Annotated in this window: 15 protein-coding genes and 1 riboswitch; of the genes, 11 read left to right on the top strand and 4 right to left on the bottom strand. The window is 73.9% G+C overall.

The window, feature by feature from the left end; translation table 11 throughout:
- Positions 1 to 40: 40 nt before the first annotated feature.
- Positions 41 to 1837, bottom strand: coding sequence for a BCCT family transporter (locus tag CRP39_RS05600; RefSeq protein WP_097205226.1), 1797 nt, complete (start codon positions 1835 to 1837; stop codon positions 41 to 43).
- A 210-nt stretch (positions 1838 to 2047) separates the two neighbouring features.
- Here CRP39_RS05600 and CRP39_RS05595 point away from each other — a divergent pair, with 210 nt between their 5' ends.
- Positions 2048 to 2440 carry a hypothetical protein gene (locus CRP39_RS05595; RefSeq protein WP_097205225.1) on the top strand — a complete coding sequence of 131 codons (393 nt, stop codon included), beginning with the start codon at positions 2048 to 2050 and terminating at the stop codon, positions 2438 to 2440.
- A gap of 225 nt (positions 2441 to 2665) precedes the next feature.
- On the top strand, positions 2666 to 3448 hold the full coding sequence (locus tag CRP39_RS05590) for a thioesterase family protein (RefSeq protein ID WP_097205224.1): 783 nt from the start codon (positions 2666 to 2668) through the stop codon (positions 3446 to 3448).
- Positions 3449 to 3455: 7 nt separating this feature from the next.
- On the opposite strand, the gene CRP39_RS05585 is transcribed toward CRP39_RS05590, so the two are convergent.
- Positions 3456 to 4070, bottom strand: a complete 615-nt coding sequence (locus tag CRP39_RS05585) for a class I SAM-dependent methyltransferase (RefSeq protein ID WP_097205222.1) — start codon at positions 4068 to 4070, stop codon at positions 3456 to 3458.
- A 127-nt stretch (positions 4071 to 4197) separates the two neighbouring features.
- The gene (locus CRP39_RS27405; protein ID WP_097205221.1) at positions 4198 to 5829 is read right to left on the bottom strand and encodes a helix-turn-helix transcriptional regulator; all 1632 of its coding nucleotides are present in this window, start codon (positions 5827 to 5829) and stop codon (positions 4198 to 4200) included.
- A 107-nt stretch (positions 5830 to 5936) separates the two neighbouring features.
- Here CRP39_RS27405 and CRP39_RS05575 point away from each other — a divergent pair, with 107 nt between their 5' ends.
- From CRP39_RS05575 to metX, 8 genes are all read left to right on the top strand, one after another.
- Entirely contained in the window at positions 5937 to 6830 is an 894-nt protein-coding gene (locus tag CRP39_RS05575; RefSeq protein ID WP_097205219.1) for a mechanosensitive ion channel family protein, read from the top strand.
- The gene (locus CRP39_RS26670) at positions 6827 to 7330 is read left to right on the top strand and encodes an Rv3103c transmembrane domain-containing protein (protein WP_097205218.1); all 504 of its coding nucleotides are present in this window, start codon (positions 6827 to 6829) and stop codon (positions 7328 to 7330) included. Before CRP39_RS05575 ends, CRP39_RS26670 begins: the two co-directional genes overlap by 4 nt.
- Positions 7331 to 7445: 115 nt before the next feature.
- Complete coding sequence (locus CRP39_RS05565; protein WP_216359625.1) at positions 7446 to 8390, top strand: ABC transporter substrate-binding protein; 945 nt, start codon at positions 7446 to 7448, stop codon at positions 8388 to 8390.
- A gap of 15 nt (positions 8391 to 8405) precedes the next feature.
- Positions 8406 to 9368 carry an amino acid ABC transporter permease gene (locus CRP39_RS05560; protein ID WP_097205216.1) on the top strand — a complete coding sequence of 321 codons (963 nt, stop codon included), beginning with the start codon at positions 8406 to 8408 and terminating at the stop codon, positions 9366 to 9368.
- The gene (locus CRP39_RS05555; RefSeq protein ID WP_425432547.1) at positions 9365 to 10138 is read left to right on the top strand and encodes an amino acid ABC transporter ATP-binding protein; all 774 of its coding nucleotides are present in this window, start codon (positions 9365 to 9367) and stop codon (positions 10136 to 10138) included. Before CRP39_RS05560 ends, CRP39_RS05555 begins: the two co-directional genes overlap by 4 nt.
- A 117-nt stretch (positions 10139 to 10255) precedes the next feature.
- The gene (locus CRP39_RS05550; RefSeq protein WP_097205215.1) at positions 10256 to 10603 is read left to right on the top strand and encodes a type II toxin-antitoxin system PemK/MazF family toxin; all 348 of its coding nucleotides are present in this window, start codon (positions 10256 to 10258) and stop codon (positions 10601 to 10603) included.
- A gap of 73 nt (positions 10604 to 10676) precedes the next feature.
- A riboswitch (SAM riboswitch) is annotated at positions 10677 to 10792 on the top strand.
- A 43-nt stretch (positions 10793 to 10835) separates the two neighbouring features.
- Positions 10836 to 12131, top strand: a complete 1296-nt coding sequence (locus tag CRP39_RS05545) for a bifunctional o-acetylhomoserine/o-acetylserine sulfhydrylase (RefSeq protein WP_097205213.1) — start codon at positions 10836 to 10838, stop codon at positions 12129 to 12131.
- Positions 12132 to 12144: 13 nt separating this feature from the next.
- Positions 12145 to 13275 (top strand): homoserine O-acetyltransferase MetX, encoded by a 1131-nt coding sequence (gene metX, locus CRP39_RS05540; protein WP_097205211.1) that lies wholly within the window; start codon positions 12145 to 12147, stop codon positions 13273 to 13275.
- A gap of 11 nt (positions 13276 to 13286) precedes the next feature.
- On the opposite strand, the gene CRP39_RS05535 is transcribed toward metX, so the two are convergent.
- On the bottom strand, positions 13287 to 13931 hold the full coding sequence (locus CRP39_RS05535) for a gamma carbonic anhydrase family protein (RefSeq protein ID WP_097205836.1): 645 nt from the start codon (positions 13929 to 13931) through the stop codon (positions 13287 to 13289).
- Here CRP39_RS05535 and CRP39_RS05530 point away from each other — a divergent pair.
- Positions 13930 to 14964 (top strand): uroporphyrinogen decarboxylase family protein, encoded by a 1035-nt coding sequence (locus CRP39_RS05530; protein ID WP_097205210.1) that lies wholly within the window; start codon positions 13930 to 13932, stop codon positions 14962 to 14964. The genes CRP39_RS05535 and CRP39_RS05530 overlap by 2 nt on opposite strands.
- Positions 14965 to 15055: the final 91 nt, after the last annotated feature.

Below are 15055 nucleotides of genomic sequence, written 5' to 3'. Positions count from 1 at the left end.
TCGGCCCCGTCGCAGCTACGACGGGGCCGACCGGCCGGACTCATCGGTCGTCGCGGTCCGGCACCGGCGAGCCGACGTCGCGCACCTGCTTGGTGCCGTCCTGCTGCCGCTTCCGGGCAGCTGCCACGGGGGAGGTGCCGCCGCTGCTCGAGCCGGACTCGACGACCAGCACGAAGTCCTCCCCGTGCCGGGTGATGCCCTCGACGACGGCCTGCTCGACCGCCTCGGCGGCGACCGTGCGGCGCAGCATCATCGGGTCGGTGCGCACGTCCCTGGCCAGCGCCACCGCCAGGCCGACCATCACCAGCGCGAACGGGAGCGCGGCGATGATGGTCAGGTTCTGCAGGCCGGTCAGGGCCTCGTCGCCGCCGACCAGCAGCATGATCGCGGCGACCGCACCCATGACCACGCCCCAGAAGACCACCGTGGACCGGCTGGGCTCGATCGTGCCGCGCTCCGACAGCGACCCCATGACGATCGACGCGGCGTCGGCGCCGGAGACGAAGAAGATCGCCACCAACACCATGACCAGCACGGTCATCACGGTGGCCAGCGGGAAGGTCTCGAGGACGCCGAACAGCTGCCCCTCCGGCGTCCCCTGCCCGGCGACGTCGGCGCCCTCGCGCTGGGTGACGATGCCGGCCCCGCCGAAGACCGCGAACCAGATCAAGCTGACCACGCTCGGCACCAGCAGGACGCCGCTGACGAACTGCCGGATGGTGCGGCCCCGGCTGATGCGGGCGATGAACAGCCCGACGAACGGCGTCCAGCTGATCCACCAGGCCCAGTAGAAGACCGTCCAGCCGGACAGCCAGGCGGCCATCGCGTCGCCACCACTGGCCTCGGTGCGCGCGGCCATGTCACCGAGGTCGGCGAAGTAGTTGCCGACCGTCGTCGGGATGAGGTCGAGGATGAAGACCGTCGGGCCGACGACGAAGACGAACAGGGCCAGGACCAGCGCGAGCACCATGTTGATGTTGGCCAGCCACTGGATGCCCTTGGCGATGCCGGACACCGCGGAGGCGACGAACGCCGCGGTCAGGACGGCGATGATGCCGACGAGCAGGCCGTTGCCCACGTCCCCGGCCCAGCCGAGGATCTCCATCCCGCTGCCGATCTGCAGCGCGCCCAGCCCCAGCGAGGCGGCCGATCCGAACAGCGTCGCGAAGATCGCCAGGACGTCGATGACCTTGCCGGCCGGGCCCTCGGTGCGCCGCTTCCCGAACAGCGGGGCGAAGGCGGCGCTGATCAGCTGCGGCCGGCCACGACGGAAGGTGCCGTACGCGATGGCCAGGCCGACGACGGCGTAGATGGCCCACGGGTGCAGCGACCAGTGGAACAGCGTGGTCGCCATCGCCGTCTCCACGGCCTCGGGCGTCTCGGCGGTCACGCTGCGCGGCGGCGGGGAGACGTAGTGGCTCAACGGCTCGCCGACGCCGAAGAACATCAGCCCGATGCCCATCCCGGCGCTGAACATCATCGCGATCCAGGAGACCGTCCGGAACTCCGGCGCCTCGTCGTCGCGGCCCAGCGGGATCCGCCCGTACCTGCTGGCGGCCAACCACAGGACGAACAGGACGAACGCCGAGGCGAGCAGCACGAACAGCCAGCCGAGGTTGTGCATGACCCACCCGAGCGCCGAGCCGCTCGCGGACCCCAGCCCCTCGGGGGAGGCGAACCCCCACACGACGAAGGCCAGCGCGACGACGGCCGCGACGCCGAAGACCACCCGGTCGAGGGAGCCACCCCGGTCGGCCGGCAGGGGTGGCGGCGGGGCGACGGCCGGGTGCGCCCCGGAACCGGTGGATGCATCGTGGACTTCGGGTGTCTTCGTCACGGCTGCGTGCGGCGCCGGGCGGACCGGCGCTCCTCCCTCTCGGTCGACGTCGGGTGCGTCACCTCTCCCGGGTGCGCGGGAGCGGTACCACTCCCCCACCGTCCGGAGCGGACCGGTCGGATGCAAGCCCGCCGTGATCTGGGCGAGACAACGGCGCGACGCACCGCCGGTGCCTGTGTGCCCCCGGGACGACGCGGGCACACCTGCCACGTGGCGCCGTGGTCCCCTCCGCCCGAGTCGCGGCCGACCTGGTCCCCGCGTCGCCGGAAACTGCTGGTCGGGCTGGCGGTGGGGGTGGCCGTGGGCGTCCTCGGCTCGTTCGTGCTGCCGGCGCGGTACGGCATCACGGCGCTGTTCCTCGCCGCCCTCAGCGGCTTCCTGCTGGTGGTCGCCGTCGTGGTGTTCGTCACCTACCCGGGACCGGACACCCTGGGCCAGCTGCTGCGCACGCCACCCCTGGCCGGGGCGGTCCTCGTCGTGGCGGTGCTGCTCGTGCTCTCGAACCCCGCCGGGTCGCTGCGCTGGCTGTGGGTCGTGGCGGCCGTCGTGGCGGCGGGATGGACGGCGTTCGCGGTGTGGGCGACCAGGCGCTCCGGCGGCTGACAGCCACGGGAGCATCGCAGCGAGCGCCAGCGAGCGAGGAGCGGACCGGGGCGCGGAAGCCGCCCCGGGGACACGGCGGCTGACAGCCACGGGAGCATCGCAGCGAGCGCCGGCGAGCGAGGAGCGGACCGGGGCGCGGAAGCCGCCCCGGGGACACGGCGGCTGACCGCCACGGGAGGCGGCCCTGCGGTGAGGTGGCAAGGGGCCCGCGGAGAGACTGCGGGCATGGACCTACCCACCGCCCTGTACGAACCGGTCGACGGGGGTCACCTCGCCACCGCCCTGACCATCGGCCCCTGGGACCCGCGGCTGCAGCACGCGGGGCCACCCGCTGCCTTGCTGGCCCGCGAGGCGGAGTCGGTGAGCGGGATCGCCGACGGGCAGACCGTCCGGCTGGCCTACGACATCCTCGGGCCGGTGCCGGTGGGCCCGGTCGCGGTCTCGGCGCGGGTGCTGCGCCCGGGCCGCCGGGTCGAGCTGGTCGAGGCCCGGCTCACGGCCGGCGACGACCGGCCGCTCATGCGGCTGACCGCGTGGCGGGTGCGTTCCCGGAACTCCGAGGGCACACCCGAGCCGGCCGTCCCGCTGCCCGGACCGGAGCGGAGCCGGCCGGAGACGGCGGACTTCTTCACCACCGAGGTGGCCTACCACCGGGCGCTGGAGTGGCGGTTCGCCTCGGGCTCCTTCAACGCGCCCGGCCCCGCCGCCGCCTGGACCCGCCCGCTGTGCGCCCTGGTGGACGGCGAGCCGATGACCCCGCTGCAGCACCTGCTGGTCATGACCGACGCGGCCAGCGGCATCTCCGCCGTCCTCGACTGGACGACGGCCACGTTCGCCAACGTCGACCTCGGCCTGTCCCTGGTGCGCCCGCCCGCCGGCGAGTGGCTGGGCGTGGACGCGGCCACCACCATCGGCCCGTCCGGCGCCGGCCAGTGCTTCGCCGACCTCTACGACGCCACCGGCCGCGTCGGCCGCTCCGCGCAGTCGCTGTTCGTCGAGCCGCGCTGAGCGACGCTCACGGCTCGCGCTGCAGCCGGTACAGGTGCTCGTCGGACCGGAGGAAGACCTCCAGGGCCCGGGGCGGCCGGTAGCCGCTCGGCAGCACGTCGGTGACGCGCCAGCCGGGGAAGGCCGCGGTGATCTCGTCCCGGCGCGCGCCGCGGATCAGCGGGCGCCGGCGACGCGGCCACACGGTGAGGACGACCGCGGCGTCCGGGGCGGTGACCGCGGCGATCCCGCGGCCCATGGCGCGCTGCTGCGCCGGCTCGAGGTCGTGGAAGGTGCCGGTGTCCACGACCAGCCGGAACCCGTCCCCGACCTCCGCGGGCGACAGCCGGGTGACGTCCCCGCGGAGGAAGCGCACCTCGACGCCCTCCCGGGCCGCGCGGGCACGGGCCCGTCGCAGGGGGCTGTCCACCAGGTCGACCCCGGTGACCTCCCAGCCCCGGTCGGCCAGGAACAGCGCCCAGATCCCGCTGCCGGTGCCGATGTCCAGCGCCCGGCCGAAGGGCGGCTCCCGCCCCGCCTCCTCCTTGGTCACCAGCTCCCCGAGCACCCGGATGAACTCCGGGCACTGCTCGGCGTCCTCCCAGGGGTGGAAACCGAACCGGTACGCCGCGTGCCACCACATGTCCGTCCCCTTCCGCGCCGTGCGTCGGCGACGCGACCGACGCTAAGGAGGGGCGGCGGCCCGCACATCGGCACGACCACCGGACCTGCGCGCGTGGGATCAGCAGTTCTACGCAGGGGCGCGGACCTCAGGGCCGGACGCAGCCGTGCTCGTAGGCCCACGCCGTGGCCGCAGCCCGGGAGGGGACGCCGAGCTTGGCGAGGATGCTGCCGACGTGGGTCGCCGCGGTGCGCTCGCTGATGACGAGTTCGGCCGCGATGGCCCGGTTGCTACGGCCTCGGGCGACCAGGGTGAGCACCTCGCGCTCGCGCGCGGTCAGCCCCCATCCCCCGGTGCGCCGCTCCGCGGCGGCGGCGGCCAGCCGGTCGAGGTCGGGCACCGCGCCGAGATCGGTGAACACCGCCCGGGCGGCGTCGAACTCCAGCGCCGCCCCCTCCTCGTCGCCGAGGGCCCGGCAGGCCGCGCCGACCAGGAGCCGGGTCCGGGCCTCCCGGTGCGGGGCGTCCAGGTCCTGCCACCGGACGGCCGATCGCCGCAGGCTGGCCAGGGCGAGGCGGGGGTCCCCGTCGGCAAGCAGGACGGAGCCCGTCGCGGTGTCCGCCTCCGCCGCGAGCACGGGGGTGCCGAGGCGGGCCGCCGTCCCGGTGAGCTCCTCCGCGGCGGCCCGCGCCGCGCCGAGGTCGCCTCCGGCCAGGGCCAGCTCGACCAGGGCCGGCAGCAGGCGGGAGCGCTGCAGCGGGTCGCCGGTCTCCTCCAGCGACCGGCGGAGGGCGGCGAGCCCCGCGGGCGACCGGCCCTGGTCGGCGCGCAGCAGGGCGAGCCCGGGCAGCGGGTCGCGCCCGGACCGGCCGGCCTCGCGGTAGGCGGCCTCCGCAGGCCCCTGCCGCCCGGTCAGCCGGAGCAGCTCGGCGTGCAGGTAGCTCGCCGCCCCGAGCACGAGCCGCCCCATCGGGTCGACCAGGTGCGTCCGCGCCCGCTCCACCTCGGCCGCCGCCTCGCGCCAGGCGCCGTGGAACTCCAGGACCTCGGCCCGGTGCAGCAGGCACTGGCCGCGGTAGAGCAGGACGTCGGGGTTGCGCTCGCACCACTCGCTGAAGTCCGCCGACCACACGTCGACCCGGTGCACGTCGCGCAGCTCCTGGCAGGCGTCGATCACCGTGCAGTAGCTGTCCCCGACGGCGACGGCGGAGACCTCCTCGCCCGTCACCGACACCATCGCCTCGTCCAGCAGCGCCACCCCCTCCCGGATCCGGTCGAGGTAGATCAGGCACCGACCTCGGCCGATGCGGGCGAGGGCGGCCAGCTCCGGGTCGGCGAAGCGCTCGGCGACCGCGCCGGCCCGGTCGAAGGCGTCGTACGCCGCCGGCACGTCCCCGCTGAAGACCGCCCGCAGGCCGGCGGCGTAGCACAGGTGGCCACGCTCGACGCAGTCCTCCTCGGCCTCGTCCAGCTGCCGCTGCCCCCGGTCCACCCAGCCGCCGCCCCGCGCCAGGTCGCGCCGGTTGAGCAGGGCGAAGGCCAGCCAGAACGCCGAGCGCGCCGCGCGGGCGTGGGCGCCGAGCCGCGTGCACTCGGCGTGCGCACGGCGCCACGCCACCAGGCTCGTCCCGGCCGCACCGGTGAGGTGCGCACAGACGGCGAGCCGCTCGAGGTCGTCCACGCCGAGGTCGTCCAGGCCGGCGGCGAGCAGGGCGGCACCGGCCTCCCGCCAGCGCCCTGCGCGGAAGGCCGCCCTCGCGGGCTCGACCCCCACGGCCATGCCCACAGCCTCCCGCGCGCCGTCCCTGCGGGAAACGGGTTGCCCCGCCGGCGGACCCGAGGGGTCGGTTGACACGGCAGCGGAGGACCGGGGGAGGCTGGGTCGCGATGGAACCACTCGACGCAGTGCTGAACTGGCTGTCCGGCCGCGGGCTGGAGATCGTCCTCATCATCCTGGGGTCGGTGCTGCTGGCCCGGCTGGTCGCGTGGGTCGGCACGAAGATCACCGACAGCATCGACGCCCGCTCCACCGGCGGCGACGTGCTGGTGCGGTCCGAGGCGGCCAAGCACCGGCACTCCCTGACCCAGGTGATCACCTGGACCCTCGTGGTGCTGATCTACGCGATCGCCGCCTTCTTCGTCCTCGACCGCGCGGGCATCCCGATCGGCGGGCTGGTGGCACCGGCGACCGTGCTCGGCGTCGGCCTGGGCTTCGGCGCCCAGCGGATCGTCGGTGACGTGCTCGCCGGGTTCTTCATCATCACCGAGCGGCAGTACGGCTTCGGCGACGTCGTCTCCATCCAGGTCGTGGGCGGCGGCGATCCCGCGACCGGCACCGTCGAGGACGTCACGCTGCGGATCACCCGGCTGCGCTCCCCCGACGGCGAGGTGGTCACGCTCCCCAACGGGCAGATCGTCAAGGTCGTCAACCTGTCCCGCGACTGGGCCCGCGCCGTGGTCGACATCCCGGTCCCGACCACCGTCGACGTCAGCCGGGTCAACGACCTGCTGCACACGGTGGGCAAGGAGGCCTTCGCCGACCCGGCGATGCGCCCGCTCCTGCTCGACGAGCCCAGCGTCATGGGGGTCGAGACGCTGGACCTGGAGCAGGTCAACGTGCGCATGGTGGCCCGGACGCTGCCCGGCAAGCAGTTCGAGGTCGGCCGCTACCTGCGCGCCCGCGTCGTCCAGACGTTCAGCCGGGCGGGGCTGAACCTGCCGCCACCCACCTCGCACGTGGCCGCCGACGACCTCACCGCCTCCGGGGACGGCGCCCGATGAGCCCGCGACACGGCGACGACGACCCGACCCGGGAGATCCCCACGGGGCGGCCGTCGGTGCGCAGCACCCCGCCGTCACGGGCACGCCTGTTGTGGGCGGCCGTGCCGCACCACCTCGGCCGCGCCCGCACCTCCACCGTCGTCCTCACGATCCTCTTCCTCGCCGTCGGCACGCTGTACCTCAACGTCCGCCCCCCGGTGACGGGGGTGGGGACGGTCCAGGAGCCCGCCGGGAGCACCCAGCCGGCGGAGGTGCCCGAGGAGCCCACCGAGCCGACGGAGACCGCCGTCCCGACGGAGCCGACCGAGACCGCGGAGACCACCGAGCCGACCACCACCTCGCGCAGCACCGAGCCGACGACGACACCACCGCAGACCGAGGAGACGACGCCGGAGGAGACCACCGAGGAGGAGGAGACGGCGGAGACCGGCCCCGGCGAGCCCACCACCACCCGGGCGCCCGCGTCGGAGGCACCGGCCACCACCTCCGCGGAGCCGTGACGTCCGCCCCGCACGGCGACCACCAGGCACCTCGCCGCGCCGCGAGCGTGGCCCGCAGGGCAGGATCAGCACCCCGCGCCTCGGCGGACGAGGCGCCCGTGGAGGGAGACACCCCGTGGCCATCCGATCCCTGACCCGGCGTGGACGGGTCGCCGTCGCGGCCGCCGCCGGCCTGACCCTCGTGCTCGCCGGATGCGGGGACGACTCCGGCGGCGACGCGGGCAGCGGTGGTGGGGGCGGCGATGCCGCGGCGAGCAGCGAGCCGTTGCCGAGCGTCGAGGCCGACGACGCGCTCGCCGCGCTCGTGCCCGCGGACGTCGCCGAGGACGGCGCGCTCACCGTCGGCAGCGACACGACCTACGCGCCCAACGAGTTCGTCGCCGAGGACGGCGAGACGATCGTCGGCTTCGACGTCGACCTGTTCACGCTGGTGGCGCAGAAGCTGGGGCTGGAGGCGCAGTTCCAGACCGCCCCGTTCGACTCGATCATCGCCGGCGTCGGCTCGGGCCGGTACGAGGTGGGCGTGTCCTCGTTCACGATCAACCCCGAGCGGCTCCAGCAGGCCAACATGGTCAGCTACTACTCGGCGGGCACCCAGTGGGCCACCAAGGCCGGCAACCCCGAGGGTGTCGACCCCGACAACGCCTGCGGGCTGACCATCGCCGTGCAGAAGGCCACCGTCCAGGTGGAGGACATCACCGCCCGGTCGGAGGCCTGCGAGGCCGCCGGCGAGGAGCCGATCACGATCAACCAGTACGACGGACAGGACCAGGCCACCGCCGCGGTCGTGTCCGGCGCCGCCGTCGCCGGCCTGGCCGACTCCCCGATCATGGCCTACGCCGTCCAGCAGACCAACGGCCAGCTGGAGCTGCTGGGCGACATCTACGACTCGGCGCCCTACGGCTACGTCGTCCCGCAGGACCAGGCGGAGTTCGCCCAGGCCCTCGCCGACGCCGTCCGTGCCCTGATCGAGGACGGCACGTACACCGAGGTGCTCGAGCGGTGGGGCGTCGAGGACGGCGCCATCGACGACCCGACGGTGAACCCCACCGTCGGCTGACCGGAGCGTCCCGCCATGGCCGCCGAGGCCCCTGACACGACCCGGCCGGCACCGCCCGAGCCCATCGAGGCGGTGCCGGTCCGGCACCCGGGGCGGTGGATCGCCACCGCCGTCATCGCCGTGCTGGCGGCGATGTTCGTCCACATGCTGGTCACCAACCCGGTGTTCCAGTGGGACTTCATGCTCGACAACATGTTCACGCCCGCGGTCCTCCGCGGCGCGCAGACGACGTTGATCATGACCGTCCTCGCCATGGTGCTGGGCGTGGTGCTCGGCATCGTCCTGGCGGTCATGCGGCTCTCGCCCAACCCGGTCGTCTCCGGCACCGCGTGGACCTACATCTGGTTCTTCCGGGCCATCCCGCGCATCGTCCTGCTGTTCTTCTGCGCCAACCTGGGCGCGATGTACGGCACCTACGAGCTCGGCATCCCGTTCGACCAGCAGCTCATGGGCTGGCTCGGGCTCTCCGGCGACTTGCGGTTCCTCGGCCTCGACGGCAACCAGATCTTCGCCGGCTTCACCGCGGGCCTGCTGGGCCTGGTGCTGTCCGAGGGCGCCTACATGGCCGAGATCGTGCGGGCCGGCATCCAGTCGGTCGACCCCGGCCAGGTCGAGGCGGCGAACGCGCTGGGCATGAGCCGCGGGAAGGCGATGCGGCGGATCGTGCTGCCGCAGGCGATGCGGGTGATCATCCCGCCGACCGGCAACGAGACGATCGCGATGCTCAAGGACACCTCGCTGCTCATCGCCGTCCCGGTGACCACGGAGCTCAACTTCCAGCTGCGGGCGATCGGCAGCCGCACCTTCCAGATCATCCCGATGGCCGTCGCCTCGATCCTCTGGTACCTCGCACTGTCGAGCCTGCTGATGGTCGGCCAGCACTTCCTGGAACGGCGGTTCAGCCGCGGCTTCGGCACGCGGGAGACCAAGGCGCAGCGGGCCGCGCGCCAGGCCCGGGAGATCGGGAACACGAAGTGAGCGACGGGGCGCAGCCGATGGTGCGGGCCGAGGGGGTCCGCAAGTCCTTCGGCCAGGTCGAGGTGCTCAAGGGCATCGACCTGGACGTGCAGTCGGGTGAGGTCGTGTGCGTCATCGGCCCGTCGGGGTCGGGGAAGTCGACCTTCCTGCGCTGCATCAACCACCTGGAGCAGGTCACCGCCGGCCGGTTGTGGGTGAACGGCCACCTCGTCGGCTACCGCGAGCGCGGCGGCAAGCTGTACGAGCTGCGCGACAAGGAGGTCTCCGCGCAGCGCCGGGACATCGGCATGGTCTTCCAGCGGTTCAACCTGTTCCCGCACATGACGGCGTTGGAGAACGTCATGGAGGCGCCGGTCCAGGTGAAGGGCGTGCGCAAGGCGGACGCCCGCCGTCGGGGGATCGAGCTGCTGGAACGGGTGGGCCTCGCCGAGCGCGTGCACAACTACCCCAACCAGCTCTCCGGCGGCCAGCAGCAGCGGGTGGCGATCGCCCGGGCGCTGGCGATGGAGCCCAGTCTCATGCTCTTCGACGAGCCGACCTCCGCCCTGGACCCGGAGCTGGTCGGGGAGGTCCTCGACGTGATGCGTGGGCTGGCCCAGTCGGGCATGACGATGGTCGTCGTCACCCACGAGATGGGCTTCGCCCGCGAGGTCGGGGACAAGCTGGTCTTCATGGACGACGGCGTGGTCGTCGAGGTCGGCGACCCGCGGCAGGTGCTCGGCGACCCGCAGCACGTCCGCACCCGGGCGTTCCTGTCCAAGGTGCTCTGACCATCCGTCTCCTGCGCCACCCGCACCTGGAGCAGGACTACGCCGCCGCATGGGAGGAGTGGGAGGACTCCGGCGACCGGGCTGCATGGGAGCCGACCGTCGCCGACGGGCTCGGCGATGCTGCGCGGTGAGATCCGCCTGACCGATCTGGAACCGGTCCGCGGCAGCGAGGCGGACGAGCGGCGGCCCGCCGTCATCGTGAGCAACGACCGCGCCAACGCCGCTGCCGCACGGTCGGGGCGAGGGGTCGTGACCGTCGTCCCCGTCAGCAGCAACACGGCCCGGGTCTTCCCCTTCCAGACCCTGCTGCCGGCCGGGTCGACCGGGTTGCGCGTGGACTCCAAGGCCCAGGCCGAGCAGGTGCGCTCCGTGGCGGTCGAACGCATCGGCCCGGCCCTGGGCCGGCTGCCCGCAGAGCTGATGACCGCACTGGACGACGCCCTGCGGCTGCACCTCCACCTCTGAGACCGCGTGTCGCGGCCCACGGCGTGGGACCCCTGTTCCACCTGGGACGACGCGGTGCCTAAGATCGCGGCTGGCTCACGAGAGGCAGTGGAAAGCACCTGGCTGGCTGCCCGGCAACCTCGACTCCGTCCGAGGTGCTCCAGGGGAAGAGCCGGCCGGGCGGCGTCCGCCGTCCGGCAAGGACGGAGGTCCCCGTGCGCCGCGGGGTCTCCCGACGAGAGGAGACCGGCGCATGACCGACCCCCAGAGCTGGAGCTTCGAGACCCGGCAGATCCACGCCGGCACGAGCCCCGACCCCACGACCGGCGCCCGCGCGCTGCCGATCTACGCCACCACCAGCTACCAGTTCCGCGACGCCCAGCACGCCGCCGACCTGTTCGCGCTGGCCGAGATGGGCAACATCTACACGCGGATCATGAACCCGACGCAGGACGCGCTCGAGCAGCGCGTGGCCTCGCTGGAGGGCGGCGTCGCGGCGCTCGCCGTCGCCAGCGGACAGGCGGCGGAGACCCTCGCCATCCTCAACATCGCCGAGTCCGGCAGCCACGTCGTCGCCTCGGCGTCGCTGTACGGCGGCACCTACAACCTGCTGCACCACTCGCTGCCCAAGCTGGGCATCACCGTCTCCTTCGTCGAGGACCCCGACGACCCGGAGAACTGGCAGTCGCTGGTGCGGGAGAACACCAAGGCGTTCTACGCCGAGAGCATCGGAAACCCGAAGGGCGACATCCTCGACATCAGCGCGGTGTCGGAGGTGGCACACCGCAACGGCGTCCCGCTGATCGTCGACAACACGATCGCCACGCCGTACCTGATCCGCCCGATCGAGTTCGGCGCCGACATCGTCGTCCACTCGGCCACGAAGTACCTCGGCGGTCACGGCACGGCGATCGCCGGCCTGATCGTCGACTCGGGCAACTTCGACTGGACCGGCGGGAAGTTCCCCGGCTTCACCGCGCCCGACCCGACCTACCACGGTGTGGTGTACGCCGACCTCGGTGCGCCGGCCTTCGCGCTCAAGGCCAGGGTGCAGCTGCTGCGCGACCTCGGCCCGGCGATCTCGCCGTTCAACGCGTTCCTCGTCGTCCAGGGCATCGAGACGCTGTCGCTGCGCATGGAGCGGCACGTGGCCAACGCCCAGCGGGTCGCGGAGTTCCTGGAGGGCCACGACGCCGTCGACCGGGTCAACTACCCCGGCCTGGCGTCGTCCCCGTGGCACGCCGCCCAGGAGAAGTACGCGCCGCGCGGCGCCGGCGCCGTCCTGACCTTCGAGCTGCACGGCGGCGTCGAGGCCGGCAAGCGGTTCGTCGACGCCCTGGAGCTGCACAGCCACGTGGCCAACATCGGCGACGTCCGCAGCCTGGTCATCCACCCCGCGTCGACGACGCACTCGCAGCTGACCGCCGAGGAGCAGCTGACCACCGGCGTCACCCCGGGCCTGGTGCGCCTGGCCGTCGGGCTCGAGGGCATCGACGACATCCTGGCCGACCTGGAGGCCGGCTTCCGCGCGGCGAAGTCTGCCGAGTGAGAGGGGCGTCCTGATGGTGGGCGGGGTCCGGGTCGGGCAGGTCGCTGCCCCCTGGGCCCCGCCGCACCCCGGCGGCTGGCGCGAGGGCGACCCGGTGGGCAGCCGGCGCTTCCTCGACCTGACCGGTCCGCTGGAGCTGGAGCGCGGCAGCTCGCTGCCCGCGGTCCGGGTCGCCTACGAGACGTGGGGCACCCTGGCGCCCGACGGCGGCAACGCCGTCCTCGTCGAGCACGCGCTGACCGGCGACAGCCACGTGGTCGGCCCGGCCGGCCCCGGGCACCCGACGCCGGGCTGGTGGGAGGGCCTGGTCGGCCCCGGTGCGCCGCTGGACACCGACCGGTTGTTCGTCGTCTGCGCCAACGTGCTCGGCGGCTGCCAGGGGACGACGGGGCCGTCGTCGACCGCCCCGGACGGCGTCCCCCACGGGTCCCGATTCCCCACCGTCACCGTGCACGACCAGGTGCGGGTCGAGGCGGCGCTCGCCGACACGCTGGGCATCGGCCGGTGGGCGGCGGTGCTCGGCGGCTCGATGGGCGGCATGCGGGCGCTGGAGTGGGCCGTCGCCTTCCCCGAGCGGGTGGCCGCGCTGCTGTTCCTGGCCTCCGGCGCCGCCGCGACCGCCGACCAGATCGGCACGCAGACCACCCAGCAGGCCGCGGTCCGCGCCGACCCCGCCTGGGCCGGCGGCGACTACCTGCCCGACCCCGGGCCGGTCGCCGGGCTCGGTGTCGCCCGGCGGATCGCGCACCTGACCTACCGCAGCGCGCTGGAGCTCGACGAGCGGTTCGGCACGACCGTGCAGGACGACGGCCGGTACGCCGTCGCCTCCTACCTCGACCACCACGCGAGCAAGCTGGCCCGCCGGTTCGACCCCGGCAGCTACGTGGTGCTCACCGAGAGCATGAACCACTGGGACGTCGGCCGCGGCCGCGGCGGGGTCCAGGCCGCGCTGTCGCGGGTCACCGCGCGGACGGTCGTCGCCGGCGTCGACACCGACCGGCTCTACCCCCTGGCCCTGCAGCAGCAGGTGGCCGACGGCCTCGGCGTGCCCCTGCAGGTGATCCCGTCGCCGTACGGGCACGACGGGTTCCTCATCGAGATCGAGGCCGTGGGCGCCCTGGTCCGGGAACTGCTCGGCGCCTGACCCCCGGCGCTTCAGCTCATGTCGTCGCCGGGCACCAGGCCCGCGGGCGGGAGCTTGCCGCGCACCACCGGACGGACCCGGCGCGCCGAGGTCAGGCGGTCGGTGTAACTGGCCGCGTTGCCCCGGATGTGCGCCAGGTCCTCGTCGGACGCCTGGCGGATCACCTTGGCGGGGATGCCGGCGACCAGCGAGCCCGGCGGCACCTGGGTGCCCTGGGTGACGACCGCACCGGCGGCCACGATGGAGCCCGACCCGATGTGGGCGCCGTTCATCACCACGCTGCCCATGCCGACCAGGACGTCGTCGTCCACGCGGGCCCCGTGCAGGACCACCCGGTGGCCGACGGTGACCCCGCGGCCGATGACCAGCGGGAAGCCGGGGTCGGAGTGCAGCGTGCAGCCGTCCTGCACGTTGGATCCCTCACCGATCTCGATGACCTCGTGGTCGGCCCGGGCGACCGCGCCGTACCAGATGCTCGACCGGGGGCCCATGGTCACGGCGCCGACGACCACCGCCGTCGGCGCGACGAAGGCGTCCTCGTCGATCTTGGGGCCGCCGAAGTCCAGTTCCGCGATGTAGTTCTCCGCCACGACGCCCAGCAGAGCACAGGAGGGCCGCGCGCGCACCGGTCGCGCGCACGGCAGGATCAGGGGCATGCCCGGACCGCTGCCGCCGCTGCCCACCTCGATCGTGGGGAGTCTCCCGCAGCCCGGCTGGCTCATCGACCACGACAAGCTCGCCCACCAGTTCCCGCCGCGGGTGCGCGCCAAGGAGCTGTGGCGGGTGGCGCCGGACCAGCTCGAGGAGGCCCAGGACGACGCGACCCTGCTCGCCGTCCGGGCGCAGGAGGCCGCCGGGCTCGACGTCCTCACCGACGGCGAGCAGCGCCGGGAGTCCTACTCCAACCACTTCGCCACCGCGCTGGACGGCGTGGACGTCGACGACCCGGGCACCGTGCTGAACCGCTCCGGTCAGCCGATCCCCGTCCCCCGCGTGGTCGGCGACATCACCCGCCGCGAGCCCATCCAGGCCCGTGACGTGCGGTTCCTGCGCGCGGCCACCGACCGGACCGTGAAGATCACGCTGCCGGGGCCGTTCACCATGGCCCAGCAGGCCCAGGACGACCACTACGGCGACGACCGCTCGCTCGCGCTGGCCTACGCCGACGTCGTCCGCGAGGAGATCGCCGACCTGTTCGCCGCGGGCGCCGACATCGTGCAGATCGACGAGCCGTGGCTGCAGGCCCGCCCCGACGTCGCGCGGCGGTACGGCGCGGAGGCGGTCACCCGGGCCGTGGAGGGCGCAGCCGGCCCCGTGCACCTGCACCTGTGCTTCGGCTACGCCGCGATGGTGTCCGAGCGCCCGGAGGGCTACTCCTTCCTGCCCGAGCTGGCCGACACCCCGGTCGACACCGTGTCGGTGGAGACCGCCCAGTCCCACCTCGACCCGGCCCAGCTGCGGCCGCTACGCGGCAAGGGCATCGCCCTCGGTGTCCTGGACCTGTCGACCCCGGAGGTGGAGACCCCCGGGGTCGTCGCCGACCGGGTCCGCCGCGCGCTGGACGACGTGGACGTGGCACGGCTCGTGCTCACCAGCGACTGCGGCCTCAAGTACCTGCCGCGTGCCTCGGCCGAGGGCAAGATGCGGGCCCTGGCCGAGGCGGCGCGGCTGCTGCGCAGCGAGCTCTAGCTTTCGCCCTTGAGGTCAAGGGTCTCGTGCGGGCGGGCGTGAGCGGACCGGGCACTTTGGTGTCCGGCCTCGGGCAGCAGCGTGGTGGTCG

Source organism: Geodermatophilus sabuli (genome assembly GCF_900215145.1).
In the GTDB taxonomy this organism is placed as follows: domain Bacteria; phylum Actinomycetota; class Actinomycetes; order Mycobacteriales; family Geodermatophilaceae; genus Geodermatophilus; species Geodermatophilus sabuli.
Note: the sequence above shows the minus strand (reverse complement) of the source record. Positions and strands in the feature narration are given on the sequence as shown.

What these genes read in the sequence shown, in the direction of transcription:
- CRP39_RS05590 (WP_097205224.1), top strand. Translation starts at nt 2,666, where the DNA reads ATGGACCTACCCACCGCCCTGTACGAACCGGTCGACGGGGGTCACCTC.
- CRP39_RS05585 (WP_097205222.1), bottom strand. Translation starts at nt 4,070, where the DNA reads ATGTGGTGGCACGCGGCGTACCGGTTCGGTTTCCACCCCTGGGAGGAC.
- CRP39_RS27405 (WP_097205221.1), bottom strand. Translation starts at nt 5,829, where the DNA reads ATGGCCGTGGGGGTCGAGCCCGCGAGGGCGGCCTTCCGCGCAGGGCGC.
- CRP39_RS05575 (WP_097205219.1), top strand. Translation starts at nt 5,937, where the DNA reads ATGGAACCACTCGACGCAGTGCTGAACTGGCTGTCCGGCCGCGGGCTG.
- CRP39_RS26670 (WP_097205218.1), top strand. Translation starts at nt 6,827, where the DNA reads ATGAGCCCGCGACACGGCGACGACGACCCGACCCGGGAGATCCCCACG.
- CRP39_RS05560 (WP_097205216.1), top strand. Translation starts at nt 8,406, where the DNA reads ATGGCCGCCGAGGCCCCTGACACGACCCGGCCGGCACCGCCCGAGCCC.
- CRP39_RS05550 (WP_097205215.1), top strand. Translation starts at nt 10,256, where the DNA reads ATGCTGCGCGGTGAGATCCGCCTGACCGATCTGGAACCGGTCCGCGGC.
- CRP39_RS05545 (WP_097205213.1), top strand. Translation starts at nt 10,836, where the DNA reads ATGACCGACCCCCAGAGCTGGAGCTTCGAGACCCGGCAGATCCACGCC.
- metX (WP_097205211.1), top strand. Translation starts at nt 12,145, where the DNA reads ATGGTGGGCGGGGTCCGGGTCGGGCAGGTCGCTGCCCCCTGGGCCCCG.
- CRP39_RS05530 (WP_097205210.1), top strand. Translation starts at nt 13,930, where the DNA reads ATGCCCGGACCGCTGCCGCCGCTGCCCACCTCGATCGTGGGGAGTCTC.
- CRP39_RS05535 (WP_097205836.1), bottom strand. Translation starts at nt 13,931, where the DNA reads ATGCCCCTGATCCTGCCGTGCGCGCGACCGGTGCGCGCGCGGCCCTCC.